Origin of the sequence: Mycobacterium sp. (genome assembly GCF_032159765.1) — a bacterium.
Classification (GTDB): Bacteria; Actinomycetota; Actinomycetes; order Mycobacteriales; family Mycobacteriaceae; genus Mycobacterium.
Map to the genome: position 1 here is coordinate 83794 of NZ_JAVHWM010000060.1, position 22242 is coordinate 106035.

Sequence of the window (22242 nt, forward strand, 5' to 3'; positions counted from 1 at the left end):
TACTCGACCGCTCGCGAAGTAAGCTGACCGGCGTGCCGATCGCCACGCCCTACGAGGATCTGCTGCGATTAGTGATGAAGTCCGGCACGGCGAAATCCGACCGCACGGGCACTGGAACGCGAAGCCTGTTCGGTCAGCAGATCCGCTACGACCTGGCGGCGGGCTTCCCGCTGATCACCACAAAGCGGGTGCACCTCAAGTCGATCATCTACGAGCTCCTCTGGTTCTTGCGCGGCGACAGCAACATCGACTGGCTGCACCAGCATGGCGTCACCATCTGGGACGAATGGGCTTCGGAGACAGGCGATCTCGGGCCCATCTACGGCGTGCAGTGGCGGTCGTGGCCAACGCCGTCGGGCGAGCACATCGATCAGATCAGTGCGGCGCTTGAGCTTCTGCGCACCGACCCCGATTCGCGGCGGATCATCGTCTCGGCATGGAACGTGTCCGAGATCCCGCAGATGGCGCTACCGCCGTGCCACGCGTTCTTCCAGTTCTACGTTGCAGACGGGCGACTGAGTTGCCAGCTGTACCAACGCAGCGCCGACCTGTTCCTGGGTGTGCCGTTCAACATCGCCAGCTACGCGCTACTGACCCACATGATGGCCGCGCAGGCAGGGCTCGGGGTCGGGGAGTTCGTCTGGACCGGAGGCGACTGTCACATCTACGACAACCACGTCGAGCAGGTCACCGAGCAGCTCGGCCGCGATCCGCGACCATACCCTGAACTCGTTCTGGCCCAACGCGATTCGCTATTCGACTACACCTACGAGGACATCGTCATCCGCAACTACGATCCCCATCCTGCGATCAAGGCGCCTGTGGCCGTATGACGGGGCGTCCATCGTCGGCGACGGTGGGCCTGATCTGGGCTCAAACGACATCGGGAGTGATCGGCCGCGCCGGCGCCATTCCGTGGCATCTTCCCGAGGACCTTGCCCGCTTCAAGGAACTCACGCTGGGCCACACCGTCGTCATGGGCAGGCGGACGTGGGAATCGCTGCCGTCGCGGGTGCGGCCGTTGCCTGGTCGGCGGAATGTCGTACTCACCAGGCAAGCTGATTACGTGGCAGAAGGCGCCGATGTCATCACGTCGCTTAAAGATGCGTTCATCGACGGCGGCCGCGTCTGGGTGATCGGCGGTGCCGAGATCTATCCGCTGGCCCTGCCGCACGCCTACTGCTGCGAGGTCACCGAGGTCGATCTCGATCTGCCCCGCGAGGGCGACGACGCCGTCGCCCCGGTGCTCGACGAGGGCTGGCTGGGTACCGACGAGGACTGGCAGGTCAGCAAGGCCGGCCTGCGGTACAGGTTCAGCAGCTACATCCGCGTATGACGTCCCTGACGGCCGACCAGGCGAGGCGGGTCGCCGTTGCCGCCCAGGGCTTCACCGAACCGAAGCCGCAGGGCGCGGTCAATCGAAGCCATCTGCGGCGGTTGATATCGAGACTTCAAGTGCTGCAGCTTGATTCGGTGTCGGTTGCGGTGCGTGCGCACTACGCGCCGGTGTTCAGCCGGCTCGGCGTCTACGACCGCGCCGCCCTCGACCGTGCGGCGTGGAGTCACAGTTCTCGGTCCCCGCGACTGCTGGTCGAGTACTGGGCGCACGAGGCCGCGCTGATGGCCGTCGACGATTGGCCGCTGATGCGCTGGCGGATGCGCGAGTACCAGCACGGGCGATGGGGCAACGTCAAGAAGAACCCGAAGCTCGCCGAGAGCATCGTCGCCGCCGTCGGCGAACTCGGTCCAAGCACGGCCGGTCAGATCGAGGCGCACCTCGCCGCAAAACCCCGCGGACGCAAGGGCACGTGGTGGGACCGCAGCGACACCAAGTGGGTGGCCGAGGCGCTTTTTGCGTCAGGCGTCCTGACGACGGCGACGCGCGTGGGCTTCGCCCGCCATTACGACCTCACCGAGAATGTCCTGCCGCCCGAGGTGCTGGCGCGGCACATACCCGACGACGAGGCGGTCCGGGAGCTGACGTTGCGAGCGGCCACAGCATTGGGCGTGGGCACCGAGGCCGATATCCGCGACTACTTCCGGTTGTCACCGAAACAATCGAAAGCCGCGATCGCCGATCTGGTCGAGGAGGGGGAACTCGAGCGGGTCGACGTCGCCGGCTGGACTGCGCCCGCCTATCTGCGCGCCGGGCAGATCATTCCGCGCAGCCATCGGGGCACCGCGCTGCTGTGCCCGTTCGACCCGCTCATCTTCTTCCGGCCGCGCGTTGAGCGGGTGTTCGATTTCCGCTATCGCATCGAGATCTACACGCCTGCGCACAAACGCCAGTACGGCTACTACGTGTGGCCGTTCTTGCTCGACGGCAGGCTGGTCGGCAGGGTCGACCTCAAGGCCGAGCGCGCGGGCGACGCACTCGTGGTCGTCGGCGCATTCCTTGAGCCGAACGAGCGGCCGGCCCGCGTGGCCGCGGCGTTGGTTACCGAATTGACATCGATGGCTGCGTGGCTCGATCTGGGAAAAATCACCGTGGGCGAGCGCGGCGATCTGGTGGAGCCGCTGGCGCTGGCGCTGGACTGAGACGCACAGGCAGCTCAAAGCGATCGCCTCTACAGTGGGTGTAGTGGACGATCGTCCCAGAATGCAGCTGAACCGGAGAACATTCGTCGGCGCCTCCATCGCCGTCGGCGGCGCGGCCGCGGCCGGTCCATTGATCGCAGGTTGCTCCGACGAAAAGCCCCACGACGACAGCCAGTCGTCCGTCGTTCACATGAAAATCAACGGCCAGCAGCGTGAGATCACCGTCGACAATCGCACGTCGCTGCTGGACATGCTTCGCGAGCGGGCGGGTCTGCCTGGAACCAAGAAAGGCTGCGATCAGGGGGCTTGCGGCGCGTGCACCGTCCTCGTCGACGGTAAGCGGATCAACTCCTGTCTGACGCTGGCTGTGATGCACGACGGTGCCGCCGTCACCACCATCGAAGGGCTGGCCCAGGGCGGCCAGCTGCATCCTCTCCAGCAGGCGTTCATCGACGAGGATGCGTTCCAATGCGGCTACTGCACGTCAGGTCAGATCATGTCCGGCGTTGGGTGCATCGCGGAGAAGCACACCGGTTCGCCCGCCGAGATCCGGGAATGGATGAGCGGCAACATCTGTCGCTGCGGCGCCTACACCAACATCGTCAACGCGGTCGCGACCGCCGCCAAGGCCCGCTAGGCCTCATGTTTCCGTTCCGCTACTCCAAGGCGACCGACGAGCAGTCCGCGCTGGCGGCCGCCGCATCGGGCGCGCGTTACATCGCAGGGGGCACCACCCTGGTCGATCTCATGCGAGAAACGGTGGAGCGGCCGGACGCGGTCGTCGACATCAACGGCCTGCCGTACACCCAGATCGATCTGCAGCCGGGGAATCTGCGCGTCGGTTCACTCGTCCGGATGTCGGATCTGGCAGCGCATCCCGCTGTGCGACAACAGGTTCCGATGATCGCCCAGGCGCTGGAACTCAGCGCGTCGGCTCAACTGCGCAACATGGCGTCCATCGGGGGCAACCTGATGCAACGTCCGAGGTGCCTGTACTTCCGTGACGTTTCGGCGCAGTGCAACCGCCGTACGCCCGGCGCAGGCTGTGCGGCGATCGGGGGCCGCAACCGCACCCACGCGATCCTCGGCACCAGCGACCAGTGCGTCGCGACCCACCCGTCGGATCTCGCGGTGGTCCTCGTGGCGCTCGACGCCGCAGTTGTAGCGCGGGATCGTAACGGGGAAAGGCGGATTCCAGTGTCGGACTTCTTCCGCCAGCCCGGCAGCACACCGCAGAACGAACATGACCTGCGGCCAGGGGAGCTGATCGTGGCCGTCGACGTGCCGCTTGGTCCCGAAGCCCGGCGTTCCGGATATCTCAAGGTGCGCGACCGCGAGTCCTACGAGTTTGCGTTGACGTCGGCGGCCGTCGCGCTGGATATCAGCGGCGGTGTGATCCGTAGCGCGAGGGTCGCCGCGGGTGGCGTCGGGACGGTGCCGTGGCGGTTGCCCGCGGTCGAGAACGCGCTGCGGGGCAAGCCGCCCAGTCCCGACCTGTTCCGGGCTGCGGCCGCGCTGGCCGCAGACGGCGCAAAACCCTTGTCCGAGAATGGGTTCAAGGTAGAGCTAGTCAAGCGAACCGTCGAGAGGCAACTGAACACCGTCGCCGCGTTGCCGTGACGCACCCCGCTGGTCGCCGGCGAGCTGAAGGCTTCAGTTGAGCGGAATGGCGTTGTCGGCCTTCGAATCTTGGTAAGTCTGTGAGAGTTCATCGTATCGGCTGCGGATTCGCTGCCTCTGTTCTTGCAATGCGGCGCGCTGCGGCTCCGGCGTGGATTCGATGAGGTCAGTAATCGAGTACGACGTCCAGAACGCATTGCTTCGGCGGTATCCGCCGGGCTCGAGGCCGAACACTTCCTTCAGAATCCGCAGATCATGCGGGATGGCGAAACTGTCCCTCGAGTCCTCGTGGCTGTAGAAGTAGTAGTAGTTGTCAAAGCCGGTCCAGGTGATCGCAGACATGCAGAGCGTGCAGGGTTCGTGCGTGGTGAGGAACACAAGATCCTTGGTCGGCGGCCGCTCGGGCAGAGCGTAGAACTGGTTGAGGGTGCTTATTTCGCCGTGCAACAACGGATTCCCGATCTCGTTGTTCGTGCCTGCGACAACCAGCGACAGATCTGACTTTCGCAGAATCGCGGCGCCGAAGACCTTGTTTCCCTCCGCGACACCCCCTGCCGTCAGAGGCAGAATGTCGTATTCGATGACGTCGAGCAGAACAGGCGTGATCGTGTCGGCGGCGATAGCTGCTCCTAGGTCGTGTGCTCACTTACCTTGCGGGTAATCGACTTGCTCCCATGCTGCCACGACGATAGGGGCATGTCTGCCGAAAACGCGCGTCCGCCGGTTCTATTGATCCATGGCCTGTTCAGCAACCCCACGTTGATGGCCGACTGGGTGCAGCTCCTGGAATCGGCCGGATACACCTGCCACACGCCTGCGATGCCGGGGCACGAGCCCGTCGACCGTGATGTGCTGAGTCGAATCACGCTGTCGGACTACATCAATAGCGCGCTAGCGGCCTACGACGCGATTGACCGAGCGCCGATTGTGATCGGGCACAGCCTCGGAGGCCTGATCGCCCAACACATTGCCGCTGCGCGGAACCCGCGAGCAGCCGTGCTGCTGGCCCCGGTGCCGCCGGGCGTGCTGTGGCCGCAACTGCGTTCACTGCCACGCCTGTTTCCGCTCATGCCAAGCCTGCTGGCCGGGCGTCCAGTGCGGCCGTCAAATGCGACGTTTCGCGCGATCCCGCTGAACGGCCTTGCCGACGACGAGAAAACGGCGATCATCGCCAGGTTCGTGCCGGACTCGGCGCTCGTCTTCAGGTCGATGAGCTTGGGCACACGCGACACCAGGGTGGACGCCAAGTCGGTGTCGTGTCCCGTGCTGTGCGTCAGCGGCGGCGTCGACCGCAACGTCGCGCACTGGATCTCGCGGCGGATCGCGCGCAGGTACGGCGCCGAGCACCATCATCATCCGGGGTTGCCGCACTGGATCGTCGCGCGTTCAGCGTTGACACAGGTGGCGCCGCCTGTGCTGAGTTGGCTCGACGCGGCGCTGCGGGAGAGGCGTGTTGTCGCGGGCTAGGGTGGGCGCGTGGCTGAGACCGCGCCGCTTCGGGTGCAACTGATCGCCCAGACGCAGTTCCTGGCACCGCCGGACATCCCGTGGAGCACCGACGCGGACGGGGGACAGGCGCTGACCGAGTTCGCGGGCCGGGCGTGTTACCAGAGCTGGTCGAAGCCGAACCCGAAGACAGCGACGAACGCCTCCTACCTGCGTCACATCATCGACGTCGGGCACTTCTCCGTGCTCGAACACGCGTCGGTGTCGTTCTACATCACCGGCCTGTCGCGGTCCTGCACCCACGAGCTGATCCGGCATCGGCACTTCTCGTACTCGCAGCTGTCCCAGCGGTTCGTCCCCGAGGCCGACTCGCAGGTGGTGCTGCCCCCGGGCATGGAGGACGACCCTGAGGTGCAAGAGCTGTTCCTCGCGCACGCCGACGCCAGCCGCGAGGCGTACACCACGCTGCTGGCCAAGCTCGAGGACAAATTCGCAGGTGAACCCAACGCCGTCCTGCGGCGCAAGCAGGCGCGCCAGGCGGCCCGGGCGGTGCTGCCCAATGCCACCGAAACCCGCATCGTCGTGACCGGCAATTACCGTGCGTGGCGCCATTTCATCGCGATGCGAGCCAGCGAGCACGCCGACGTGGAGATCCGCCGGCTGGCGATCGCCTGCCTGAGGCAACTCGACGACCTCGCGCCTGCGGTTTTCGACGACTTCGAGATCGCGACGCTGGCCGATGGCACCGAGGTGGCTACCTCTCCGCTTGCAACAGACGTTTAGGCGAACCAAAAAACGTTAGGCAGCCCAGGTAATCTAGGAACCCGTGAGTACCAGCGGAATGGATGTCGGCGCGCGACTTGGCACAGTTCTGACCGCGATGGTGACGCCGTTCAAGGCCGACGGTTCGCTGGATACCGACGCCGCCGCCCGGCTCGCCGCCCATTTGGTCGATTCGGGCTGCGACGGCCTGGTTCTCTCTGGCACCACAGGCGAATCGCCGACCACCTCCGATGACGAGAAGCTCGCGTTGCTGCGGGCGGTGTTGGACGCCGTCGGTGACCGCGCCCGGGTGATCGCAGGGGCCAGCACCTACGACACCGCGCACAGTGTGTCGCTGGCCACGGCGTGTGAGGCCGAGGGTGCGCACGGTCTTCTCCTCGTCACCCCGTATTACTCGCGGCCGTCGCAGGCCGGGTTGCTTGCCCACTTCACGGCCATCGCCGATGCGGTGTCCGTGCCGATCCTGCTGTACGACATTCCGCCGCGGTCCGTTGTCCCGATCGAGTCCGACACCATCCGCACGCTTTCGCAGCACCCCAACATCGTCGGTGTGAAGGACGCCAAGGGCGATCTCAACGCCGGTGGTGTCCTGATGGCCGAGACTGGGCTTGCCTTCTACTCCGGCGACGATGCGGTCAATCTGCCGTGGCTGGCGATGGGAGCCACGGGCTTCGTCAGCGTCTGGGGTCATGTGGCCGCGAGTCAGCTGCGAGACATGTTGGCGGCGTTCAATTCTGGCGATATCGCCACAGCACGCAAGATCAATGTCACGCTCGCACCGCTGGCCGACGCGCAGGCGCGCCTCGGGGGCGTGACGATGTCCAAGGCGGGTTTGCGTCTGCAGGGCATCGAGGTCGGCGAACCACGGTTGCCGCAGGTGCCTGCGACCGCCGATCAAGTCGAAGCGCTCGCCGCTGACATGCGCGCGGCCGCGGTACTTCATTGATAGGCCAGGATCTCAAGCCTCCAGAACCCCTGGAGGCCGGTGCCCTGCGAGTCACCGCGCTTGGCGGCATAAGCGAAATCGGCCGGAACATGACCGTTTTCGAGCATCTCGGCCGGCTGCTGATCGTCGACTGCGGTATCTTGTTCCCGGGCCACGACGAGCCGTCGGTCGACTTGATTCTCCCCGACATGCGGCACGTCGAGAACCGGCTCGACGAGGTCGAGGCGCTGTTGCTCACCCACGCGCACGAGGACCACATCGGTGCCATCCCGTATCTTCTCAGGCTGCGTCCCGACATTCCCGTGGTCGGTTCGAAATTCACACTGGCGCTGGTGGCGGAAAAATGCCGTGAGCATCGGATCAAGCCGGTGTTCGTCGAGGTCGCTGAAGGCTCCCGCACCTCTCACGGCGTGTTCGAGTGCGAATTCTTCGCCGTCAACCATTCGATACCTGACGCGCTGGCCATCGGGATCCGTACCGGCGCGGGCACCGTGCTGCACACCGGCGACATAAAGTTCGACCAATTGCCTCTGGATGGCCGTCCCACCGATCTGCCCGGCATGTCACGGCTGGGTTTCACAGGAGTCGACCTGCTCCTGGTGGACTCGACGAACGCAGAACTGCCCGGGGTCGGCCCGTCGGAAAGCGAGATCGGTCCCTCGCTGCACCGGCTGATCCGCTCGGCGGACGGTCGAGTGATCGTAGCCTGCTTTGCCTCGAATGTCGCTCGGGTGCAACAGATCATCGACGCATCGGTATCACTGGGCCGGCAGGTGGCGTTCGTCGGCCGATCGATGGTGCGCAACATGGGCATCGCCCGCGAGCTCGGATTCCTGAAGGTGGCCGACGACGACGTCATCGAGATCGGCGCCGCGGAGATGATGGCTGCCGAACGGGTGGTTCTGATCACCACCGGCACTCAGGGCGAACCGATGTCGGCGTTGTCGCGGATGTCGCGCGGCGAGCACCGCAGCATCACGCTCACATCAGGTGACCTGATTGTGTTGTCGTCCTCGCTGATTCCGGGTAACGAGGAAGCGGTGTACGGGGTCGTCGACGCCCTGTCCAAGATTGGCGCCAGGGTGGTGACCAACAACCAAGTGCGCGTGCATGTCTCGGGACACGCGCATGCCGGGGAGTTGCTGTTCCTGTACAACGGGGTTCGGCCACGCAACGTGATGCCTGTGCACGGCACGTGGCGGCACCTGCGCGCCAATGCCGCGCTCGCGGCGAAGGCCGGAGTGCCCGAGGAGTCAATTCTACTGGCGGAGAACGGCGTCAGCGTCGATCTGGTCGCCGGTCGCGCGCGGATTTCGGGAGCCGTCCCGGTCGGCAAGATGTTCGTCGACGGGCTCGTGCTCGGGGATGTCGGCGACGCGACGCTGGGAGAGCGGCTGATCCTGTCGTCGGGGTTCGTCGCGATCACGATTGTCCTGCAACGGGGGACGGGCCGGCCCGTTGTCCCGGCGCACCTGTATTCCCGCGGTTTTTCCGAGGACCCCAAAGCGCTCGAATCCGCGGCCCGCAAGGTCGATCAGGAGTTGGAAGTACTTGCCGCCGAACGGGTCACAGAGCCCTCGCGCATTGCGCAGGCCGTGCGTCGAACGGTCGGCAAGTGGGTGGGGGAGACCTACCGTCGCCAGCCGATGATCGTGCCGACCATCATCGAGATCTAGGGTTTCTCCGCGTAGACGAACCATTCGAGCTCGGACGCGGCGATATCGCGCTGAGCCGGTCTGATGTAGTGCTCCGACATGTACTCCGGGCCGGCCTGCTCGATCATCCGCCAACCGAAGCCTTCGAGAAAGTCCGCCACGTCCTCCGGCCGCATGCCGAATTTCCACACCTTCCTACGTTGCCGGAAACGCTTGTACAACAAGGTCGCCCCGTACATGTTCAACCCGTCGATGAACTCCTTGCGGACATAGGTCAACACCAGACGACTCCCGGACGGGACACCCCGCAGCGCAGTGAATGTCGCTCTGACCGCGTCCTCGGTCAGGTATTGCGTGACGCCTTCCCAGACGAAGAACGTGCGGGCTCCAGCGGAATAGCCATGCTGCGTCAACGCGCCCAACAAGTCGTCGCGCTCGAAGTCCAAGGGCACCAAGTGAACCGAGCGGGGAAGGACATCGAACACTCGGCGCAGGACGTCTTTCTTGCGTTCGATGTTGACTGACAGGTCGACTTCGAAGACGGGAATGTCGGATCGTCGGGACAGCTGGTAGGCCCGAGTGTCCATGCCCGCGCCGAGAACGACCACGGCGTCGATGCTCTCCAGCGCCTCAGCGAGTTTGTCATCGATGTATCGCTTGCGGCCCGCCACGACGGCCCACGAGCCCGGCACCACCCGTTCACCGGCCGAGATCGTCAGGCGACGCAGCGGCGGCCACCGCATGGCGCGGACTATCGCGCGTTGACCGGCAGGCAGAAACGACAACGCGAGCTCGTCGTCGACCAGGCGGCGCTGGCGGTTCGTACTGTTCGATGGCCACCTGAACCATCGGACCGTAGGCGGTCTGCGCGGCGGGATTTCGCGCCATCGTCAGCGCTTGTTGAGGTATCCGGCGTCGACGGGCAGTGCCACCCCGGTGATGTACCTCGCCGCGTCGGATACCAGCCACGCCACGGCGTTAGCGACGTCGTCGGGCTCCAGCACCTGCACTGGCAGCGCATTTCCCAGGTCTTGCGGCGCGTCGGAGGCATACAGGTCGGCCAACCAGTTACGGATGAACTCGTTGTTGATCATCGGCGTGTCCACCCCGGCAGGATGCAGCGAGTTGACCCGAATGCTGTACGGCGCCAGATGGTTTGCGTACACCCTCATGAGCCCGACCATCCCGTGCTTGGCCGCGGCGTAGCCGATCGACCCGGCGTCGGGACTGCCGACACCCGCCAGCCCGGCCGCTGAACTGATGAGCACGATCGACCCGCCGTTGCCCTGTTCGACCAATGTGCGCTTGGTGGCCTCGACGGTGTTGTGTGCGCCGGTGAGATTGACGTCGATCACGTCGCGCCAGCCTTCCTCACCGGCCTGCATCGGGGCGATCCCGGCGTTGGCGATCACGATGTCCAACCGTCCGAGCTGGTCGAGCCCTGCACTCAGCGCCGTGCGCAACGAATCCAGCTCGCGGACATCCGCCTGCGAAGCCACAATCCGGCTGCCCACTTCCTCCACGAGCTTCACCGTCGCCGCCAGATCGTCGGCAGTTGCCATCGGGTAAGGGACGGAAGCGATCTGGTCACACAGGTCGACCGCGATGATGTCAGCGCCCTCCGACGCCAGCTTCACCGCATGAGCCCGGCCCTGGCCGCGCGCGGCGCCGGTGATGAAGGCGACCTTGCCGTCGAGAGTGCCAGTCATCAGGGACGCAGCTGACCCTTGCTCGGATCGCCGGCGACCACGGGCTGCAGCATCTTGATGTCCGGCGCTCCGTCGAGGTGATCGCCCACCTCGCCGAACATCGTCGTGACACCGGGCGCCGCGCTGTGAGCCTTCAGTGCGTCGGCATCGGCCCACTGTTCGACGAAGACGAACGTGCCGTTCGTTTCGTGCAGAGCGTAGAGCTCGCAGCCCGGTTCCTCGTGTACTGCGTCGACGGCCCGTTTGCACGCATCGCGCACGGTGTCCACGGATTCGGGCTTGGCGGTAAAGGTGGCGACGACGACGATGGGCATGCGTTCTCAGCTCCTTCGATGAGGTGGAATCGCTTCACCGTATCCGTCAGACAGATGAACCCGGCCTGCCCCTCGCCGAAATTCACGTTATGTAGAAGAAGTGCGAGTAGCCGCCCGCATAACGTGAATCTCGGCGAGTGCTGCCACCAACAGCGAGTGACCAGTGTGGCGAATGGTGCGAATGTGGCCATTGCGACTAGGCTTGCCACCATGCCAAGCAAGACCGCCGCGCGCTCAGGAAGCCGAACGTCCAGGTCAAGGGGCAGTTCACGGAGCAACCCGCGGTCGGCGCCGCGTCGGAAGCCCGTCAAAAGGCGCAAATCGTCTGGCGGCGGGATTTCGGCTGGGGCGGTCGCGGTGGGCCGGGGCGCTCGTGCCGCATGGTTGATGGTGGCCAGGAGTGCCGGGTCGGCCGCGCGTTCGGTGGGTCGCGCCCGGGAGATCGAGCCTCACCACCGGCGCGACGGGATCGCGCTCGCGCTCCTGGGGTTGTCCGTGTTGATCGCCGCCAGCTCCTGGGCCGACGCTGCGCGGCCCGTGGGGCAGTGGGTGGACACGGCCCTTCGGATACTCGTGGGCTCCGGCGTAGTGCTGGTGCCGCTCGTCGCGATCACTGTGGCCGTCCTGTTGATGCGCACCGAGCCCGACCCGGAAGCGCGGCCACGGCTGGTATTGGGAGCCGCGATGGTCACATTGTCGGCGCTTGGGCTGTGGCATCTGTGGGCCGGTTCGCCTGTCACACCGGAGGGCCGGCAGCACGCAGGCGGTTTCGTCGGCTTCGTGATCGGCGGTCCGCTCTCCGACGGTGTCACCGCATGGATTGCGGCCCCGCTGTTGTTCATTGGCGTGCTTTTCGGCGTTCTGCTGCTATCCGGGACGACGGTGCGTGACGTGCCTGCGACGGTGCGCGCGATGTTCGGGGTCGGCGCACTGGGCGCGTCGCCGGCCTACGCCGACGACGGCTATTTCGACGACGAGGCCCAGGCATGGAGCACAGATCCGCACGACGACTATCCACCTGACGACGACGCGCCGACGACGCCGGAGCTGTTGGTGGAGGAACCACCGGTCGACGTCAAACCCGCACGGCGCGCGCAGAAACCGGCCCGCTCGCAGCCGACGGGCAAAGAGCCGGCCACTGTGGATCGCGTCGTCGAAGGCCCGTACTCGCTGCCGTCGCTGGACTTGCTGATCGCCGGTGACCCGCCGAAGAAGCGTGGTGTGGGCAACAGTCACATGGCCGACGCGATCTCATCGGTTCTGACGCAGTTCAAGGTCGACGCGGCGGTCACGGGATGCACGCGAGGCCCGACGGTGACCCGCTACGAGGTCGAGCTGGGGCCGGGCGTCAAGGTCGAAAAGATCACCCAGCTGCAGAGGAACATCGCGTACGCGGTCGCCACCGAGAGCGTCCGCATGCTGGCCCCCATCCCGGGCAAGTCGGCTGTCGGCATCGAGGTACCCAATATCGACCGGGAGATGGTTCGGCTCGCCGACGTGTTGACCGCTTCTGCAACCCGCCGCGACCACCATCCGCTGGTGGTCGGGCTGGGCAAAGACATTGAGGGCGATTTCATCTCGTGGAACCTCGCCAAGATGCCGCATCTGCTCGTCGCCGGCTCGACGGGGTCGGGCAAGTCCAGCTTCATCAACTCGATGCTGGTCTCGCTGCTGGCGAGGGCGACCCCGGACGAAGTCAGGATGATCCTGATCGATCCGAAGATGGTCGAACTCACGCCGTACGAAGGCATTCCGCATCTGATCACCCCGATCGTCACTCAGCCGAAGAAGGCCGCGGCTGCGCTCGCGTGGCTTGTCGAGGAGATGGAACAGCGGTACATGGACATGCAGGCCTCACGCGTGCGCCACATCGACGACTTCAACGCCAAGCTCAAGTCCGGCGAGATCACCACGCCGCTGGGCAGCCAACGCGAATACCGGCCCTACCCCTACGTGGTCGCGATCGTCGACGAGCTCGCCGACTTGATGATGACCGCGCCTCGCGATGTCGAGGACGCGGTCGTGAGGATCACGCAGAAGGCCAGGGCCGCGGGCATCCACCTCGTGCTCGCCACCCAGCGCCCGTCGGTCGACGTGGTGACGGGTCTGATCAAGACGAATGTGCCGTCACGATTGGCGTTCGCCACGTCATCGCTGATCGACAGCCGCGTCATTCTCGACCAGCCGGGCGCCGAGAAGCTGATCGGTATGGGCGACGGCCTCTTCATGCCGATGGGCGCGAACAAGCCGGTCCGCTTTCAGGGCGCCTATATCAGCGACGACGAGATTTACGCGGTCGTCGCCGCCTGCAAGGACCAGGCGGAGCCCCAGTACACCGACGGCGTCACGTCCACCAAGCCCACCGGCGAGCGCACCGACGTCGATCCGGACATCGGCGACGACATGGACGTCTTCCTGCAGGCCGTCGAGTTGGTGGTCTCCAGCCAGTTCGGCTCCACGTCGATGCTGCAGCGCAAGCTGCGGGTCGGATTCGCCAAGGCCGGCAGGCTGATGGACTTGATGGAGACGCGAGGCATCGTCGGACCGAGTGGAGGTAGCAAGGCGCGCGAGGTGCTGGTCAAGTCCGACGGACTCGCGGCGACACTGGCCTCGATCCGCGGTACCGGCGGCGCAGGGGATGAGTGACGTCTAGAGCATCAACAGCATTCGCGAATTGCCGAGGATATTCGGCTTCACGTAACTGAGGTCGAGAAACTCCGCGACGCCGGTGTCATACGAGCGGCACATCTCCTCATAGACCTCTGCGGTGACGGGAGTGCCCTCGATCTCGACGAACCCGTGCAGTTTGAAGAACTCGGTTTCGAAGGTCAGCACAAACACGCGCTGCAGCTGGAGTTCGCGTGCCACTTGAAGAAGCCGGTCGACGATCGCGTGGCCGACGCCGTGCCCTTTGACGGCCGGGTGCACTGCCACTGTGCGCACTTCGCCGAGGTCGGACCACATGACATGTAAAGCGCCGCAGCCGATCACCTCGTCGTCGAGTTCGGCGACCCAGAATTCCTGGACTGCTTCGTAAAGCGTCACGAGGTTCTTTTCCAAAAGGATTCTGCCGGCGTAGTAGTCGACAAGGCTCTTGATGGCCGGGATGTCCGATGTTCGGGCGCGCCGGATCAGCAACCGCTTGTCGCGGTTTTCGGGCGGCGGTGACCCCTCCGGGAACGGGGAATCGGTCACAGGGCACACGACCTGCACAGTATCGGTACCATCCGAACCGACCGGCAACCCGTATTCTGATGCCGTGCCAGCGCCTTCCCCGCGAGACCCGGCGGCTGTGACCCCGTCGCAGACTGCGCGGCTGGTCAACGTCGCGAATGCGTTGACAATTCTCCGATTGGTGTTGGTGCCGGTCTTCCTTGCCGCGCTGTTCGCCGATGGCGGGCACGAAACCCGCTGGCGGATTGCCGCTTTCGTTGTGTTTGCGGTCGCCATGATCACCGATCGCTTCGACGGAGCGTTGGCCCGCAGCTACGGGATGGTCACCGAGTTCGGCAAGCTCGTCGACCCCATCGCGGACAAGGCGCTGCTGTGCGCGGCGCTGATCGGGCTGTCGCTGCTGCACGAGCTGTGGTGGTGGGTGACCGTGGTGATCCTCGTGCGCGAGATCGGCGTCACGGTGCTGCGGTTCGCGGTGCTGCGCCGCGGCGTCATTCCGGCAAGCCACGGAGGCAAGCTCAAGACGCTGGTGCAGGCGATCGCGATCGGTTTGTTCATCCTGCCGCTGTCGGGTGCCTGGCACACCGCCGCGACCGTCGTGATGGCCATTGCGGTCGTGCTGACGGTCGTTACCGGCATCGACTATGTGGTCCAGGCGGTCAGGGGCACCCAGAGGCAGCCTGCCGCCGAGTCGTGAGCCGGGAACCATCTCGCCTGTGGCTGACGTTGCCACTAGGTAGGGTTTTCAGCCAGTGAAGGAGTACATCATGGCAGCGTTGCTGCGCGAGGTGATCGGCGATGTGCTTCGCCGGGCCCGCACGTCGCAGGGGCGGACCCTGCGTGAGGTTTCCGATTCAGCGCGAGTGAGTCTGGGCTATCTGTCAGAGGTGGAACGCGGTCGTAAGGAGGCCTCGAGCGAACTGCTGACGGCGATCTGCGGCGCGCTGGCAGTACCGCTGTCCGAGGTGCTGACCGTTGCTGGGCGGCAACTGGCGAAGCAGGAGCTCCGGCAGGAGGCCTCGGCGGCGATGAGCCGCTTGCGCGAAGAGCAGAGTGCACAGCACATTGATGTGGCCACCAAGGTCGTCATCCCGCCGGTCGTCTCAATGGCCGTTGCCTGACCCGGTGCGCGGGGAGTACCTGACCAGATAAATTGGGCACGACGCGCACGTTAGTTCGGCACACCGACTAGAAGACACGAAGGCGGAAGCAACTCATGGCCAATCCGTTCGTCAAGGCCTGGAAGTACTTGATGGCGCTGTTCTCCTCGAAGGTCGACGAATACGCCGATCCGAAAGTGCAGATTCAGCAGGCCATCGAGGACGCGCAGCGCCAGCACCAGGCGCTGAGCCAGCAGGCCGCACAAGTCATCGGCAACCAGCGCCAGCTCGAGATGCGCCTCAACCGCCAGCTCGCCGACATCGAGAAACTGCAGGTCAATGTCCGTCAGGCGTTGACCCTGGCCGACCAGGTGACGGCTCAGGGCGACGCGGCCAAGGCGACGGAGTACACCAACGCCGCGGAGGCGTTCGCCGCCCAGCTCGTCACGGCGGAGCAGAGCGCAGAAGACCTCAAGGGCCTGCATGATCAGGCGCTGCAGGCCGCCGGGCAGGCCAAGAAAGCCGTCGAGCAGAACGCGATGATGCTGCAGCAGAAGATCGCCGAACGCACCAAGCTTCTCAGCCAGCTGGAGCAGGCGAAGATGCAGGAGCAGGTCAGTGCGTCGCTGCGGTCGATGAGCGATCTGGCCGCCCCGGGCAATACGCCCAGCCTCGACGAGGTCCGCGACAAGATCGAGCGCCGCTACGCCAATGCGCTGGGATCAGCTGAGCTTGCCCAGAACTCCGTACAGGGCAGGATGATGGAAATTCAGCAGGCCAGTGTGCAGATGGCCGGACACTCACGGCTCGAGCAGATTCGCGCATCCATGCGCGGTGAGGCGTTGCCTGCCGGCGGCACCGGTACGACGGCGACGCCCACACCCGCCGCTCCGGCAGAACAACCTGCGCCGCACAACCCGATCAGTCAGCCATAGGACGCGGCAGTGGCGGTGAAAGCACAGGCCATGAGCCTGCTGCAGCGCGGCATCGGCACTGCCAGCGAATACGCTGATTTGGCTGCTCACACGATGCGCCGGGCCTCCGATCCGCGGGCCAAGCTGTTGCGTAAGCGCCGCTGGGCGCTGAGGTTGAGCTTGTTTTTGACGGTCGCCTGCGGGTTCTGGTCGCTGGTCACCCTGTTGCTGGCGACGTGGAACATCCCGGCGTGGGCGCTGATCATTCCCGGCGCAATCGCGGCCGGGGCGGCGTGGCTGGCCACGCTGTCGTGGCTTCGCTTCCGCTGGTTGCGGAAAGAGCCGCTGCCAGCGGCGCGCCCGGGGGTCGTGCGCAAGCTGCCGCCCGCCGGCTCGGCGGCCCGCGAACCGATGACCGCGCTCGCGGCCGCCGAAACTGCGATGTTCTCTCTGCTTGGTGTCATCGAACGTGCTCAGCTGTTGCCGAACACCGAGATTCGGGAAGTCACGCACGCAGCCAACGCCGTCGCTCAGACGATGTCTGCGACGGCAACAGACATCGCGTCGATGGAGAAGGCCATGCGGGCCACCCCGTCGTCGCGTAGTTCACTGGCGTCGACGGTCAAAGCGTTCGCCGCGCAGCTCGACCAGGGGGTGCGGCAGTACAACGAAATGGTCGATGCTGCAGCGCAATTGGTGTCGACATCAAGCTCACCGATGTCGCGTCAGCAGTACCGCAACGAGCTGACCGGTGCCACGGACCGTCTGCTGGGCTGGGCGCAGGCGTTCGAGGATCTGACCCCGGCGCGGCGGCTGATCGGCTAGAGCGACCGCCGAAGAGCCGGTATCGCGATTGCGAACAACGCGCGGACGCTGCTCTTGAGCATGTCGAGAAAGTCGAAGTAGTCCCGCCATAGCGTGATTCGGCCGTCTCTGACCTCGAACACTCCGCATACCCAGAAGGCGGGTGCAAACGGACCGAATCTGATCACATCTGTGCGCTCGGTGAGCACTGCGGACCCTTCGGTGGCGATGCGGTGGATCTTCACGTCGAAGCCCGAGTTCGGCCGGTCCAGACCCCGCATCATCTTCATCGTCCGCTGCCGACCGCGGATGGTCGGCAGGCCGACGTTCTGGTAGACGAGGTCGTCGTCGAGTGCGGCGTCCGCAACGTCGAAGTCCTTGTCACGTAGTGCGTAGAGAAAGGTCTCGACGACACGCGCATTGTCCGTTGTCACTGATTGCTGGGGCAGCTGGTCGGTCATGCTGGCCAGCGTAGTGACGTTGGGGTGTGGCAGGGTAGGCCGGTGCGTGTGGCCGTGGTGGCCGGGCCGGATCCTGGGCACTCGTTTCCGGCGATTGCGCTGTGCCTGAAGTTCTTGGCCGCCGGCGACCAGCCGACGTTGTTGACCGGCGTTCAATGGCTCGACACCGCCCGAGCCGCCGGTCTCGAGGCCGTCGAACTGCTCGGCCTCGACCCGATCGGTGTGGACGACGACCGCGACGCCGGCGCGAAGATCCATCACCGCGCGGCGCGAATGGCCGTGGAGAATGCGCCGCAGTTGCGTGCGCTGGCCCCGGACCTGATCGTGTCCGACGTCATCACCGCGTGCGGAGCCCTTGCCGCCGAGATCATCGATCTGCCTTGGGTGGAGCTTAACCCGCACCCGCTCTACCTTCCATCAAAAGGGTTGCCGCCCATCGGAAGTGGGCTTGCGCCGGGTGTGGGGCTGCGCGGCCGGCTACGAGACATCGTCATGCGCCGGCTCACCGCCCGTTCGTGGCGTGAGGGCCTTCGGCACAGGGCGGCGGCCCGGGTCGGTGTCGGGTTGCCGCCAACGGGCGTCGAGCCGTTGCGCCGGTTGATCGCGACGTTGCCCGCCTTGGAGGTACCGCGGCCCGACTGGCCGGCTGAGGCTGTGGTTGTCGGACCGCTGCACTTCGAGCCGACCCAGGCCCAGCTCTCGCTGCCGCCTGGCGACGGACCCGTCGTCGTCGTCGCGCCGTCGACGGCAACCACCGGCGCGCGCGGCCTGGTGGAGACGGCGCTCGAGGAGCTGGTGCCCGGAACGACGTTGCCCGATGGCGCGCGGATCGCCGTGTCGCGGCTCGACGGCGACGCGACGGCGGTGCCGCCGTGGGCGGTCGACGGATTGGGGCGCCAGGACGCACTCCTGTCCTGTGCCGACGTCGTCGTCTGCGGAGGAGGCCATGGCATGGTCGCCAAGACGCTGCTGGCGGGAGTTCCGATGGTGGTGGTGCCGGGTGGCGGTGATCAGTGGGAGATCGCGAATCGTGTTGTGCGACAGGGAAGCGCGCGGTTGATCCGGCCACTTACCGTCGAGGCATTGGTCGCGGAGGTGACGGAGGTGCTCTCGACATCGCGGTACCGCGACGCCGCCCGCAGGGCCGGCGCCAGCGCTGATAACGTCGCCGATCCGGTACAGGTGTGCCACGACGCGCTCGCGTAGCTTGGGCGCCATGCGGCTGACGGAATTCCGCGAACTCGTCACCGGGCGGTTCGGCGCCGCATACGGAGCGTCGGTGTTGGCCGACCATGTACTGACCAATCTCGGAGGCCGGACGGCGAACGAGGCGATCGAGGACGGCGTCGACCCGCGCGACGTGTGGCGTGCGCTGTGCGTCGATTTCGACGTGCCGCGCGACCAGTGGTAGCGAACTCAGGGAATTAGTACTACCGCGTGTAGTTGATCCGTACTACCCTTAGTAGTAGGAGGGCAGGCGGATGAGCCTCACACTGAGCGGCAGAGTGGCCGAACAGGCTGACGAGCGATATCACCTCGCCGCTGGCGTGAAGCGCCAGATCAACAAGGTGTTCCCGACCCACTGGTCGTTTCTTCTGGGCGAGATCGCGCTGTACTCGTTCATCGTCCTGCTGATCACCGGTGTCTACCTCACGCTGTTCTTCGACCCGTCGATGACCGAGGTCACCTACAACGGGGTCTACCAGCCACTGCGCGGGGTGCAGATGTCGCGCGCGTACGAGAGCGCGCTGAACATCAGCTTCGAGGTGCGCGGCGGGCTGTTCGTGCGACAGATGCACCATTGGGCCGCACTGTTGTTCGCGGCGTCGATCATGGTGCACCTGGCGCGCATCTTCTTCACCGGCGCGTTCCACAAGCCGCGAGAGGCCAACTGGGTGATCGGCTCGGTGTTGCTGATCCTGGCGGTGTTCGAGGGCCTGTTCGGCTATTCGCTGCCTGACGACTTGCTGTCGGGTGTCGGCGTGCGGGCCACGCTGTCGTCAATCACGTTGAGCATCCCGGTGATTGGTACGTGGCTGCACTGGGCGCTGTTCGGCGGCGACTTCCCCGGTCAGATCCTGCCGCGGCTGTACGTCATCCATGTGTTGTTGTTTCCGGCGATCATGTTGGCGCTCATCGGCATTCACCTCGCGCTGGTGTGGTATCAGAAGCACACCCAGTTCCCGGGCGCTCGGCGCACCGAACGCAACGTGGTCGGCGTGCGAATCGTGCCGGTGTTCGCGGTGAAGTCCGGCGCGTTCTTTGCCATGGTCGTCGGGATTCTGGGCCTGATGGGCGGGCTGCTACAGATCAACCCGATCTGGCAGATGGGGCCGTATCAGCCCGCTCACATATCTGCGGGCTCGCAGCCGGACTTCTACTTGATGTGGACAGAAGGTTTCCTGCGGGTCTGGCCGGCGTGGGAATTGAACCTCGGCCGGTATACGGTGCCCGCGCCGTTCTGGGCGGTGCTGTTCATCGGCACGGTGTTCATCCTGCTGATGGCCTGGCCGTTCATCGAGCGCCGGGTGACCGGTGACCGGGCTCACCACAACCTGCTACAGCGGCCACGGGATGTGCCGGTGCGCACGGCAATTGGCGCGATGGCGATCGCCTTCTACATGGTGCTGACGTTGAGTGCGATGAACGACATCATCGCTTTGAAGCTGCACATCTCGCTGAACGCGATGACGTGGATCGGCCGTATCGGCATGGTGGTGGTGCCGCCGCTTGTCTATTTCGTGGCTTATCGGTGGGCGATCGCGCTGCAGCGCAGTGACCGCGAGGTGCTCGAGCACGGAATGGAAACCGGCATCCTCAAGCGGCTGCCGCACGGTGCCTACGTCGAATTGCACCAGCCACTGGCGGCTGTGCCGCTGGACTACCAGGGTGCGCCGGTGCCCAAGCGGCCGAACAAGCTGGGGCTGGGTGGCGCGCCGGGCAGCGGTTCCCTGCTGCGCGCCGATCCGCCCGACGAGCAGCGGGCGTTGGCAGCGCTGGGGAAGCGTCGGGAAAGCGGATAACGCGCCTCGGCCGCTGTTGCTCTTCGCGCAAGCGCTCATCGGCGTGTCAACTTGAATCGAACACGTGTTCGTCTAATGTGGTCGGCATGCGGCGGCGCGATGACCAGGGCGAGCGGAGCGACGGGAAAAGCACACGTCAGATCCACTTGTCGGTGGGTGTCTCTAGCGTCACGGCCAACTGATCGAAACCTCGATCAATCGAACACCACTACTTGAGAGGCAACACTCATGACGCAGGCACCTGACCGCGACAAGGCTCTCGAGCTGGCGATGGCCCAGATCGAGAAGGCGCACGGCAAAGGATCGGTGATGCGCCTCGGCGACGAGGTGCGTCAGCCCATTTCCGTCATCCCCACCGGATCGATCGCGCTGGACGTGGCGCTGGGCATCGGCGGACTGCCGCGGGGCCGGGTCGTCGAGATCTACGGCCCGGAATCCTCGGGCAAGACCACCGTGGCGCTGCACGCGGTGGCCAACGCGCAGGCCGCCGGCGGCATCGCGGCGTTCATCGACGCCGAGCACGCGCTCGACCCGGACTACGCCCAGAAGCTCGGGGTGGATACCGACTCGCTGCTGGTGTCTCAGCCCGACACCGGCGAGCAGGCGCTTGAGATCGCCGACATGCTGATCCGGTCCGGCGCGCTGGACATCATCGTGATCGACTCGGTGGCCGCGCTGGTGCCGCGTGCCGAGATCGAGGGCGAGATGGGGGACAGCCACGTCGGTCTGCAGGCCCGGCTGATGAGTCAGGCGTTGCGGAAAATTACTGGTGCGCTGAATAATTCGGGCACCACCGCGATCTTTATCAACCAGCTGCGGGAAAAAATCGGCGTGATGTTCGGTAGTCCTGAAACGACAACGGGCGGAAAGGCTTTGAAATTCTACGCCTCAGTTCGCTTGGACGTCAGAAGAATTGAGACGCTCAAGGATGGCACCGACGCGGTGGGCAACCGCACCCGTTGCAAGGTCGTCAAGAACAAGGTGTCGCCACCATTCAAACAGGCGGAGTTCGACATTCTGTACGGCAAGGGCATCAGCAGGGAAGGCTCGCTGATCGACATGGGCGTCGACCACGGCTTCATCCGCAAGTCCGGCTCCTGGTTCACCTACGAAGGCGAGCAACTGGGGCAGGGCAAGGAGAATGCCCGCACGTTCCTGATCGAGAACGTCGACGTGGCCAACGAGATCGAGAAGAAGATCAAGGAGAAGCTCGGCATCGGCGCCGTGGTAACCAACGATGACGTCCTGCCCGCCCCCGTCGACTTCTGAGAAGCGCGAAGAGCAGGCGCGAGCGCTGTGCCTGCGTCTGCTCACCGCGCGCGCCCGCACCCGCGCCGAGCTGGAGGGACAGCTGACAAAGCGCGGCTATCCCGACGATGTCAGCACCCGAGTGCTCGACAGGCTCGGCGATGTGGGACTGGTCGACGACGCAGGGTTCGCCGAGCAGTGGGTGAACTCACGACGCGCGAACGCGGCAAAAGGCAAGCGCGCGTTGGCTGCTGAGCTGCGCACGAAGGGTGTCGACGACGACGTGATCGCTGCCGCGCTCAAAGGCATCGACGCGCCGAGTGAGTACCAGAGGGCGGCGAAACTGGTGCAATCGCGGCTGCGGCGGGAGGACCTGGACGGAGACCAGGCCAAGGTGGCGCGGCGGCTCGCGGGAATGCTGGCGCGGCGTGGCTACAGCGAGACGATGTGTTTCGACGTCGTGAAGACAGAACTGGCGCTGGAGCTGGAGCGGCGGCGGACGTAGAG

24 protein-coding genes and 1 pseudogene are annotated in these 22242 nt (G+C 65.4%); 19 read left to right on the top strand and 6 right to left on the bottom strand.

Annotation, left to right across the window (positions count from 1 at the left end):
- Window positions 1-32: 32 nt before the first annotated feature.
- Genes QOH60_RS06485 through QOH60_RS06505 form a run of 5 tightly spaced genes read left to right on the top strand, consistent with a single transcriptional unit; the run spans window position 33 to window position 4158 of the window.
- Entirely contained in the window at window positions 33-833 is an 801-nt protein-coding gene (locus QOH60_RS06485) for a thymidylate synthase (RefSeq protein WP_526418320.1), read from the top strand.
- On the top strand, window positions 830-1336 hold the full coding sequence (locus tag QOH60_RS06490; protein WP_526418322.1) for a dihydrofolate reductase: 507 nt from the start codon (window positions 830-832) through the stop codon (window positions 1334-1336). Before QOH60_RS06485 ends, QOH60_RS06490 begins: the two co-directional genes overlap by 4 nt.
- Entirely contained in the window at window positions 1333-2538 is a 1206-nt protein-coding gene (locus tag QOH60_RS06495; protein WP_526418324.1) for a winged helix-turn-helix domain-containing protein, read from the top strand. The genes QOH60_RS06490 and QOH60_RS06495 overlap by 4 nt, the downstream gene beginning before the upstream one ends.
- 43 nt (window positions 2539-2581) lie before the next feature.
- Window positions 2582-3175, top strand: a complete 594-nt coding sequence (locus tag QOH60_RS06500; RefSeq protein WP_526418326.1) for a (2Fe-2S)-binding protein — start codon at window positions 2582-2584, stop codon at window positions 3173-3175.
- A 5-nt stretch (window positions 3176-3180) separates the two neighbouring features.
- Window positions 3181-4158 (top strand): FAD binding domain-containing protein, encoded by a 978-nt coding sequence (locus QOH60_RS06505; RefSeq protein WP_526418328.1) that lies wholly within the window; start codon window positions 3181-3183, stop codon window positions 4156-4158.
- Between the two features lie 33 nt (window positions 4159-4191).
- Here QOH60_RS06505 and QOH60_RS06510 read toward each other — a convergent pair whose 3' ends face one another.
- On the bottom strand, window positions 4192-4779 hold the full coding sequence (locus QOH60_RS06510) for a nucleoside deaminase (protein ID WP_526418581.1): 588 nt from the start codon (window positions 4777-4779) through the stop codon (window positions 4192-4194).
- A 75-nt stretch (window positions 4780-4854) separates the two neighbouring features.
- Between QOH60_RS06510 and QOH60_RS06515 the strand changes: the two genes are divergently transcribed.
- The 4 genes from QOH60_RS06515 to QOH60_RS06530 are packed head-to-tail and all read left to right on the top strand — an operon-like array spanning window position 4855 to window position 9009.
- Window positions 4855-5625 (top strand): alpha/beta hydrolase, encoded by a 771-nt coding sequence (locus QOH60_RS06515; RefSeq protein WP_526418330.1) that lies wholly within the window; start codon window positions 4855-4857, stop codon window positions 5623-5625.
- Window positions 5626-5634: 9 nt separating this feature from the next.
- Entirely contained in the window at window positions 5635-6387 is a 753-nt protein-coding gene (gene thyX / locus QOH60_RS06520) for an FAD-dependent thymidylate synthase (protein ID WP_526418332.1), read from the top strand.
- A 43-nt stretch (window positions 6388-6430) separates the two neighbouring features.
- On the top strand, window positions 6431-7333 hold the full coding sequence (dapA, locus tag QOH60_RS06525) for a 4-hydroxy-tetrahydrodipicolinate synthase (protein ID WP_526418335.1): 903 nt from the start codon (window positions 6431-6433) through the stop codon (window positions 7331-7333).
- The gene (locus QOH60_RS06530; RefSeq protein WP_526418583.1) at window positions 7333-9009 is read left to right on the top strand and encodes a ribonuclease J; all 1677 of its coding nucleotides are present in this window, start codon (window positions 7333-7335) and stop codon (window positions 9007-9009) included. The genes dapA and QOH60_RS06530 overlap by 1 nt, the downstream gene beginning before the upstream one ends.
- Here the strand turns inward: QOH60_RS06530 and QOH60_RS06535 are convergent.
- The 3 genes and pseudogenes from QOH60_RS06535 to QOH60_RS06545 all read right to left on the bottom strand — a co-directional run bounded on the left by QOH60_RS06535 (window position 9006) and on the right by QOH60_RS06545 (window position 11011).
- Window positions 9006-9876, bottom strand: a pseudogene (locus QOH60_RS06535) (SAM-dependent methyltransferase). The gene QOH60_RS06530 and the pseudogene QOH60_RS06535 sit on opposite strands and share 4 nt — an antisense overlap.
- 2 nt (window positions 9877-9878) lie before the next feature.
- Complete coding sequence (locus QOH60_RS06540; RefSeq protein WP_526418337.1) at window positions 9879-10697, bottom strand: mycofactocin-coupled SDR family oxidoreductase; 819 nt, start codon at window positions 10695-10697, stop codon at window positions 9879-9881.
- Entirely contained in the window at window positions 10697-11011 is a 315-nt protein-coding gene (locus QOH60_RS06545; protein WP_526418340.1) for a putative quinol monooxygenase, read from the bottom strand. Before QOH60_RS06545 ends, QOH60_RS06540 begins: the two co-directional genes overlap by 1 nt.
- 210 nt (window positions 11012-11221) lie before the next feature.
- Between QOH60_RS06545 and QOH60_RS06550 the strand changes: the two genes are divergently transcribed.
- Window positions 11222-13657, top strand: coding sequence for a DNA translocase FtsK (locus QOH60_RS06550; protein ID WP_526418342.1), 2436 nt, complete (start codon window positions 11222-11224; stop codon window positions 13655-13657).
- A 3-nt stretch (window positions 13658-13660) separates the two neighbouring features.
- On the opposite strand, the gene QOH60_RS06555 is transcribed toward QOH60_RS06550, so the two are convergent.
- Complete coding sequence (locus tag QOH60_RS06555; protein WP_526418344.1) at window positions 13661-14206, bottom strand: amino-acid N-acetyltransferase; 546 nt, start codon at window positions 14204-14206, stop codon at window positions 13661-13663.
- Between the two features lie 97 nt (window positions 14207-14303).
- On the opposite strand from QOH60_RS06555, the gene pgsA reads away from it, so the two are divergent.
- The 4 genes from pgsA to pspM all read left to right on the top strand — a co-directional run bounded on the left by pgsA (window position 14304) and on the right by pspM (window position 17024).
- The gene (gene pgsA, locus QOH60_RS06560) at window positions 14304-14882 is read left to right on the top strand and encodes a CDP-diacylglycerol--glycerol-3-phosphate 3-phosphatidyltransferase (protein ID WP_526418585.1); all 579 of its coding nucleotides are present in this window, start codon (window positions 14304-14306) and stop codon (window positions 14880-14882) included.
- 70 nt (window positions 14883-14952) lie between these two features.
- Window positions 14953-15306, top strand: a complete 354-nt coding sequence (gene clgR / locus QOH60_RS06565) for a transcriptional regulator ClgR (protein ID WP_526418346.1) — start codon at window positions 14953-14955, stop codon at window positions 15304-15306.
- Between the two features lie 95 nt (window positions 15307-15401).
- A complete protein-coding gene (gene pspA / locus QOH60_RS06570) occupies window positions 15402-16220 on the top strand; it encodes a phage shock protein PspA (RefSeq protein ID WP_526418348.1) in 819 nt (272 codons plus the stop codon).
- Between the two features lie 30 nt (window positions 16221-16250).
- Entirely contained in the window at window positions 16251-17024 is a 774-nt protein-coding gene (gene pspM / locus QOH60_RS06575; protein WP_526418587.1) for a phage shock envelope stress response protein PspM, read from the top strand.
- On the opposite strand, the gene QOH60_RS06580 is transcribed toward pspM, so the two are convergent.
- On the bottom strand, window positions 17021-17464 hold the full coding sequence (locus tag QOH60_RS06580) for a limonene-1,2-epoxide hydrolase family protein (RefSeq protein WP_526418351.1): 444 nt from the start codon (window positions 17462-17464) through the stop codon (window positions 17021-17023). The genes pspM and QOH60_RS06580 overlap by 4 nt on opposite strands.
- A gap of 42 nt (window positions 17465-17506) precedes the next feature.
- Here QOH60_RS06580 and QOH60_RS06585 point away from each other — a divergent pair, with 42 nt between their 5' ends.
- From QOH60_RS06585 to recX, 5 genes are all read left to right on the top strand, one after another.
- The gene (locus tag QOH60_RS06585; protein ID WP_526418353.1) at window positions 17507-18670 is read left to right on the top strand and encodes a glycosyltransferase; all 1164 of its coding nucleotides are present in this window, start codon (window positions 17507-17509) and stop codon (window positions 18668-18670) included.
- A gap of 10 nt (window positions 18671-18680) precedes the next feature.
- Complete coding sequence (locus QOH60_RS06590; RefSeq protein WP_526418356.1) at window positions 18681-18875, top strand: DUF3046 domain-containing protein; 195 nt, start codon at window positions 18681-18683, stop codon at window positions 18873-18875.
- Window positions 18876-18945: 70 nt separating this feature from the next.
- Window positions 18946-20487 (top strand): cytochrome bc1 complex cytochrome b subunit, encoded by a 1542-nt coding sequence (gene qcrB / locus QOH60_RS06595; RefSeq protein ID WP_526418358.1) that lies wholly within the window; start codon window positions 18946-18948, stop codon window positions 20485-20487.
- Between the two features lie 228 nt (window positions 20488-20715).
- Window positions 20716-21756, top strand: a complete 1041-nt coding sequence (gene recA, locus QOH60_RS06600) for a recombinase RecA (RefSeq protein WP_526418360.1) — start codon at window positions 20716-20718, stop codon at window positions 21754-21756.
- Entirely contained in the window at window positions 21725-22240 is a 516-nt protein-coding gene (gene recX, locus QOH60_RS06605; protein ID WP_526418363.1) for a recombination regulator RecX, read from the top strand. Before recA ends, recX begins: the two co-directional genes overlap by 32 nt.
- Window positions 22241-22242: the final 2 nt, after the last annotated feature.

Coding starts and splice junctions, on each gene's coding strand:
- QOH60_RS06490 (WP_526418322.1), top strand. CDS start 830: ATGACGGGGCGTCCATCGTCGGCGACGGTGGGCCTGATCTGGGCTCAA.
- QOH60_RS06495 (WP_526418324.1), top strand. CDS start 1,333: ATGACGTCCCTGACGGCCGACCAGGCGAGGCGGGTCGCCGTTGCCGCC.
- QOH60_RS06505 (WP_526418328.1), top strand. CDS start 3,181: ATGTTTCCGTTCCGCTACTCCAAGGCGACCGACGAGCAGTCCGCGCTG.
- QOH60_RS06515 (WP_526418330.1), top strand. CDS start 4,855: ATGTCTGCCGAAAACGCGCGTCCGCCGGTTCTATTGATCCATGGCCTG.
- QOH60_RS06540 (WP_526418337.1), bottom strand. CDS start 10,697: ATGACTGGCACTCTCGACGGCAAGGTCGCCTTCATCACCGGCGCCGCG.
- QOH60_RS06545 (WP_526418340.1), bottom strand. CDS start 11,011: ATGCCCATCGTCGTCGTCGCCACCTTTACCGCCAAGCCCGAATCCGTG.
- QOH60_RS06550 (WP_526418342.1), top strand. CDS start 11,222: ATGCCAAGCAAGACCGCCGCGCGCTCAGGAAGCCGAACGTCCAGGTCA.
- clgR (WP_526418346.1), top strand. CDS start 14,953: ATGGCAGCGTTGCTGCGCGAGGTGATCGGCGATGTGCTTCGCCGGGCC.
- pspA (WP_526418348.1), top strand. CDS start 15,402: ATGGCCAATCCGTTCGTCAAGGCCTGGAAGTACTTGATGGCGCTGTTC.
- pspM (WP_526418587.1), top strand. CDS start 16,251: ATGAGCCTGCTGCAGCGCGGCATCGGCACTGCCAGCGAATACGCTGAT.
- QOH60_RS06580 (WP_526418351.1), bottom strand. CDS start 17,464: ATGACCGACCAGCTGCCCCAGCAATCAGTGACAACGGACAATGCGCGT.
- QOH60_RS06590 (WP_526418356.1), top strand. CDS start 18,681: ATGCGGCTGACGGAATTCCGCGAACTCGTCACCGGGCGGTTCGGCGCC.
- qcrB (WP_526418358.1), top strand. CDS start 18,946: ATGAGCCTCACACTGAGCGGCAGAGTGGCCGAACAGGCTGACGAGCGA.
- recA (WP_526418360.1), top strand. CDS start 20,716: ATGACGCAGGCACCTGACCGCGACAAGGCTCTCGAGCTGGCGATGGCC.
- recX (WP_526418363.1), top strand. CDS start 21,725: ATGACGTCCTGCCCGCCCCCGTCGACTTCTGAGAAGCGCGAAGAGCAG.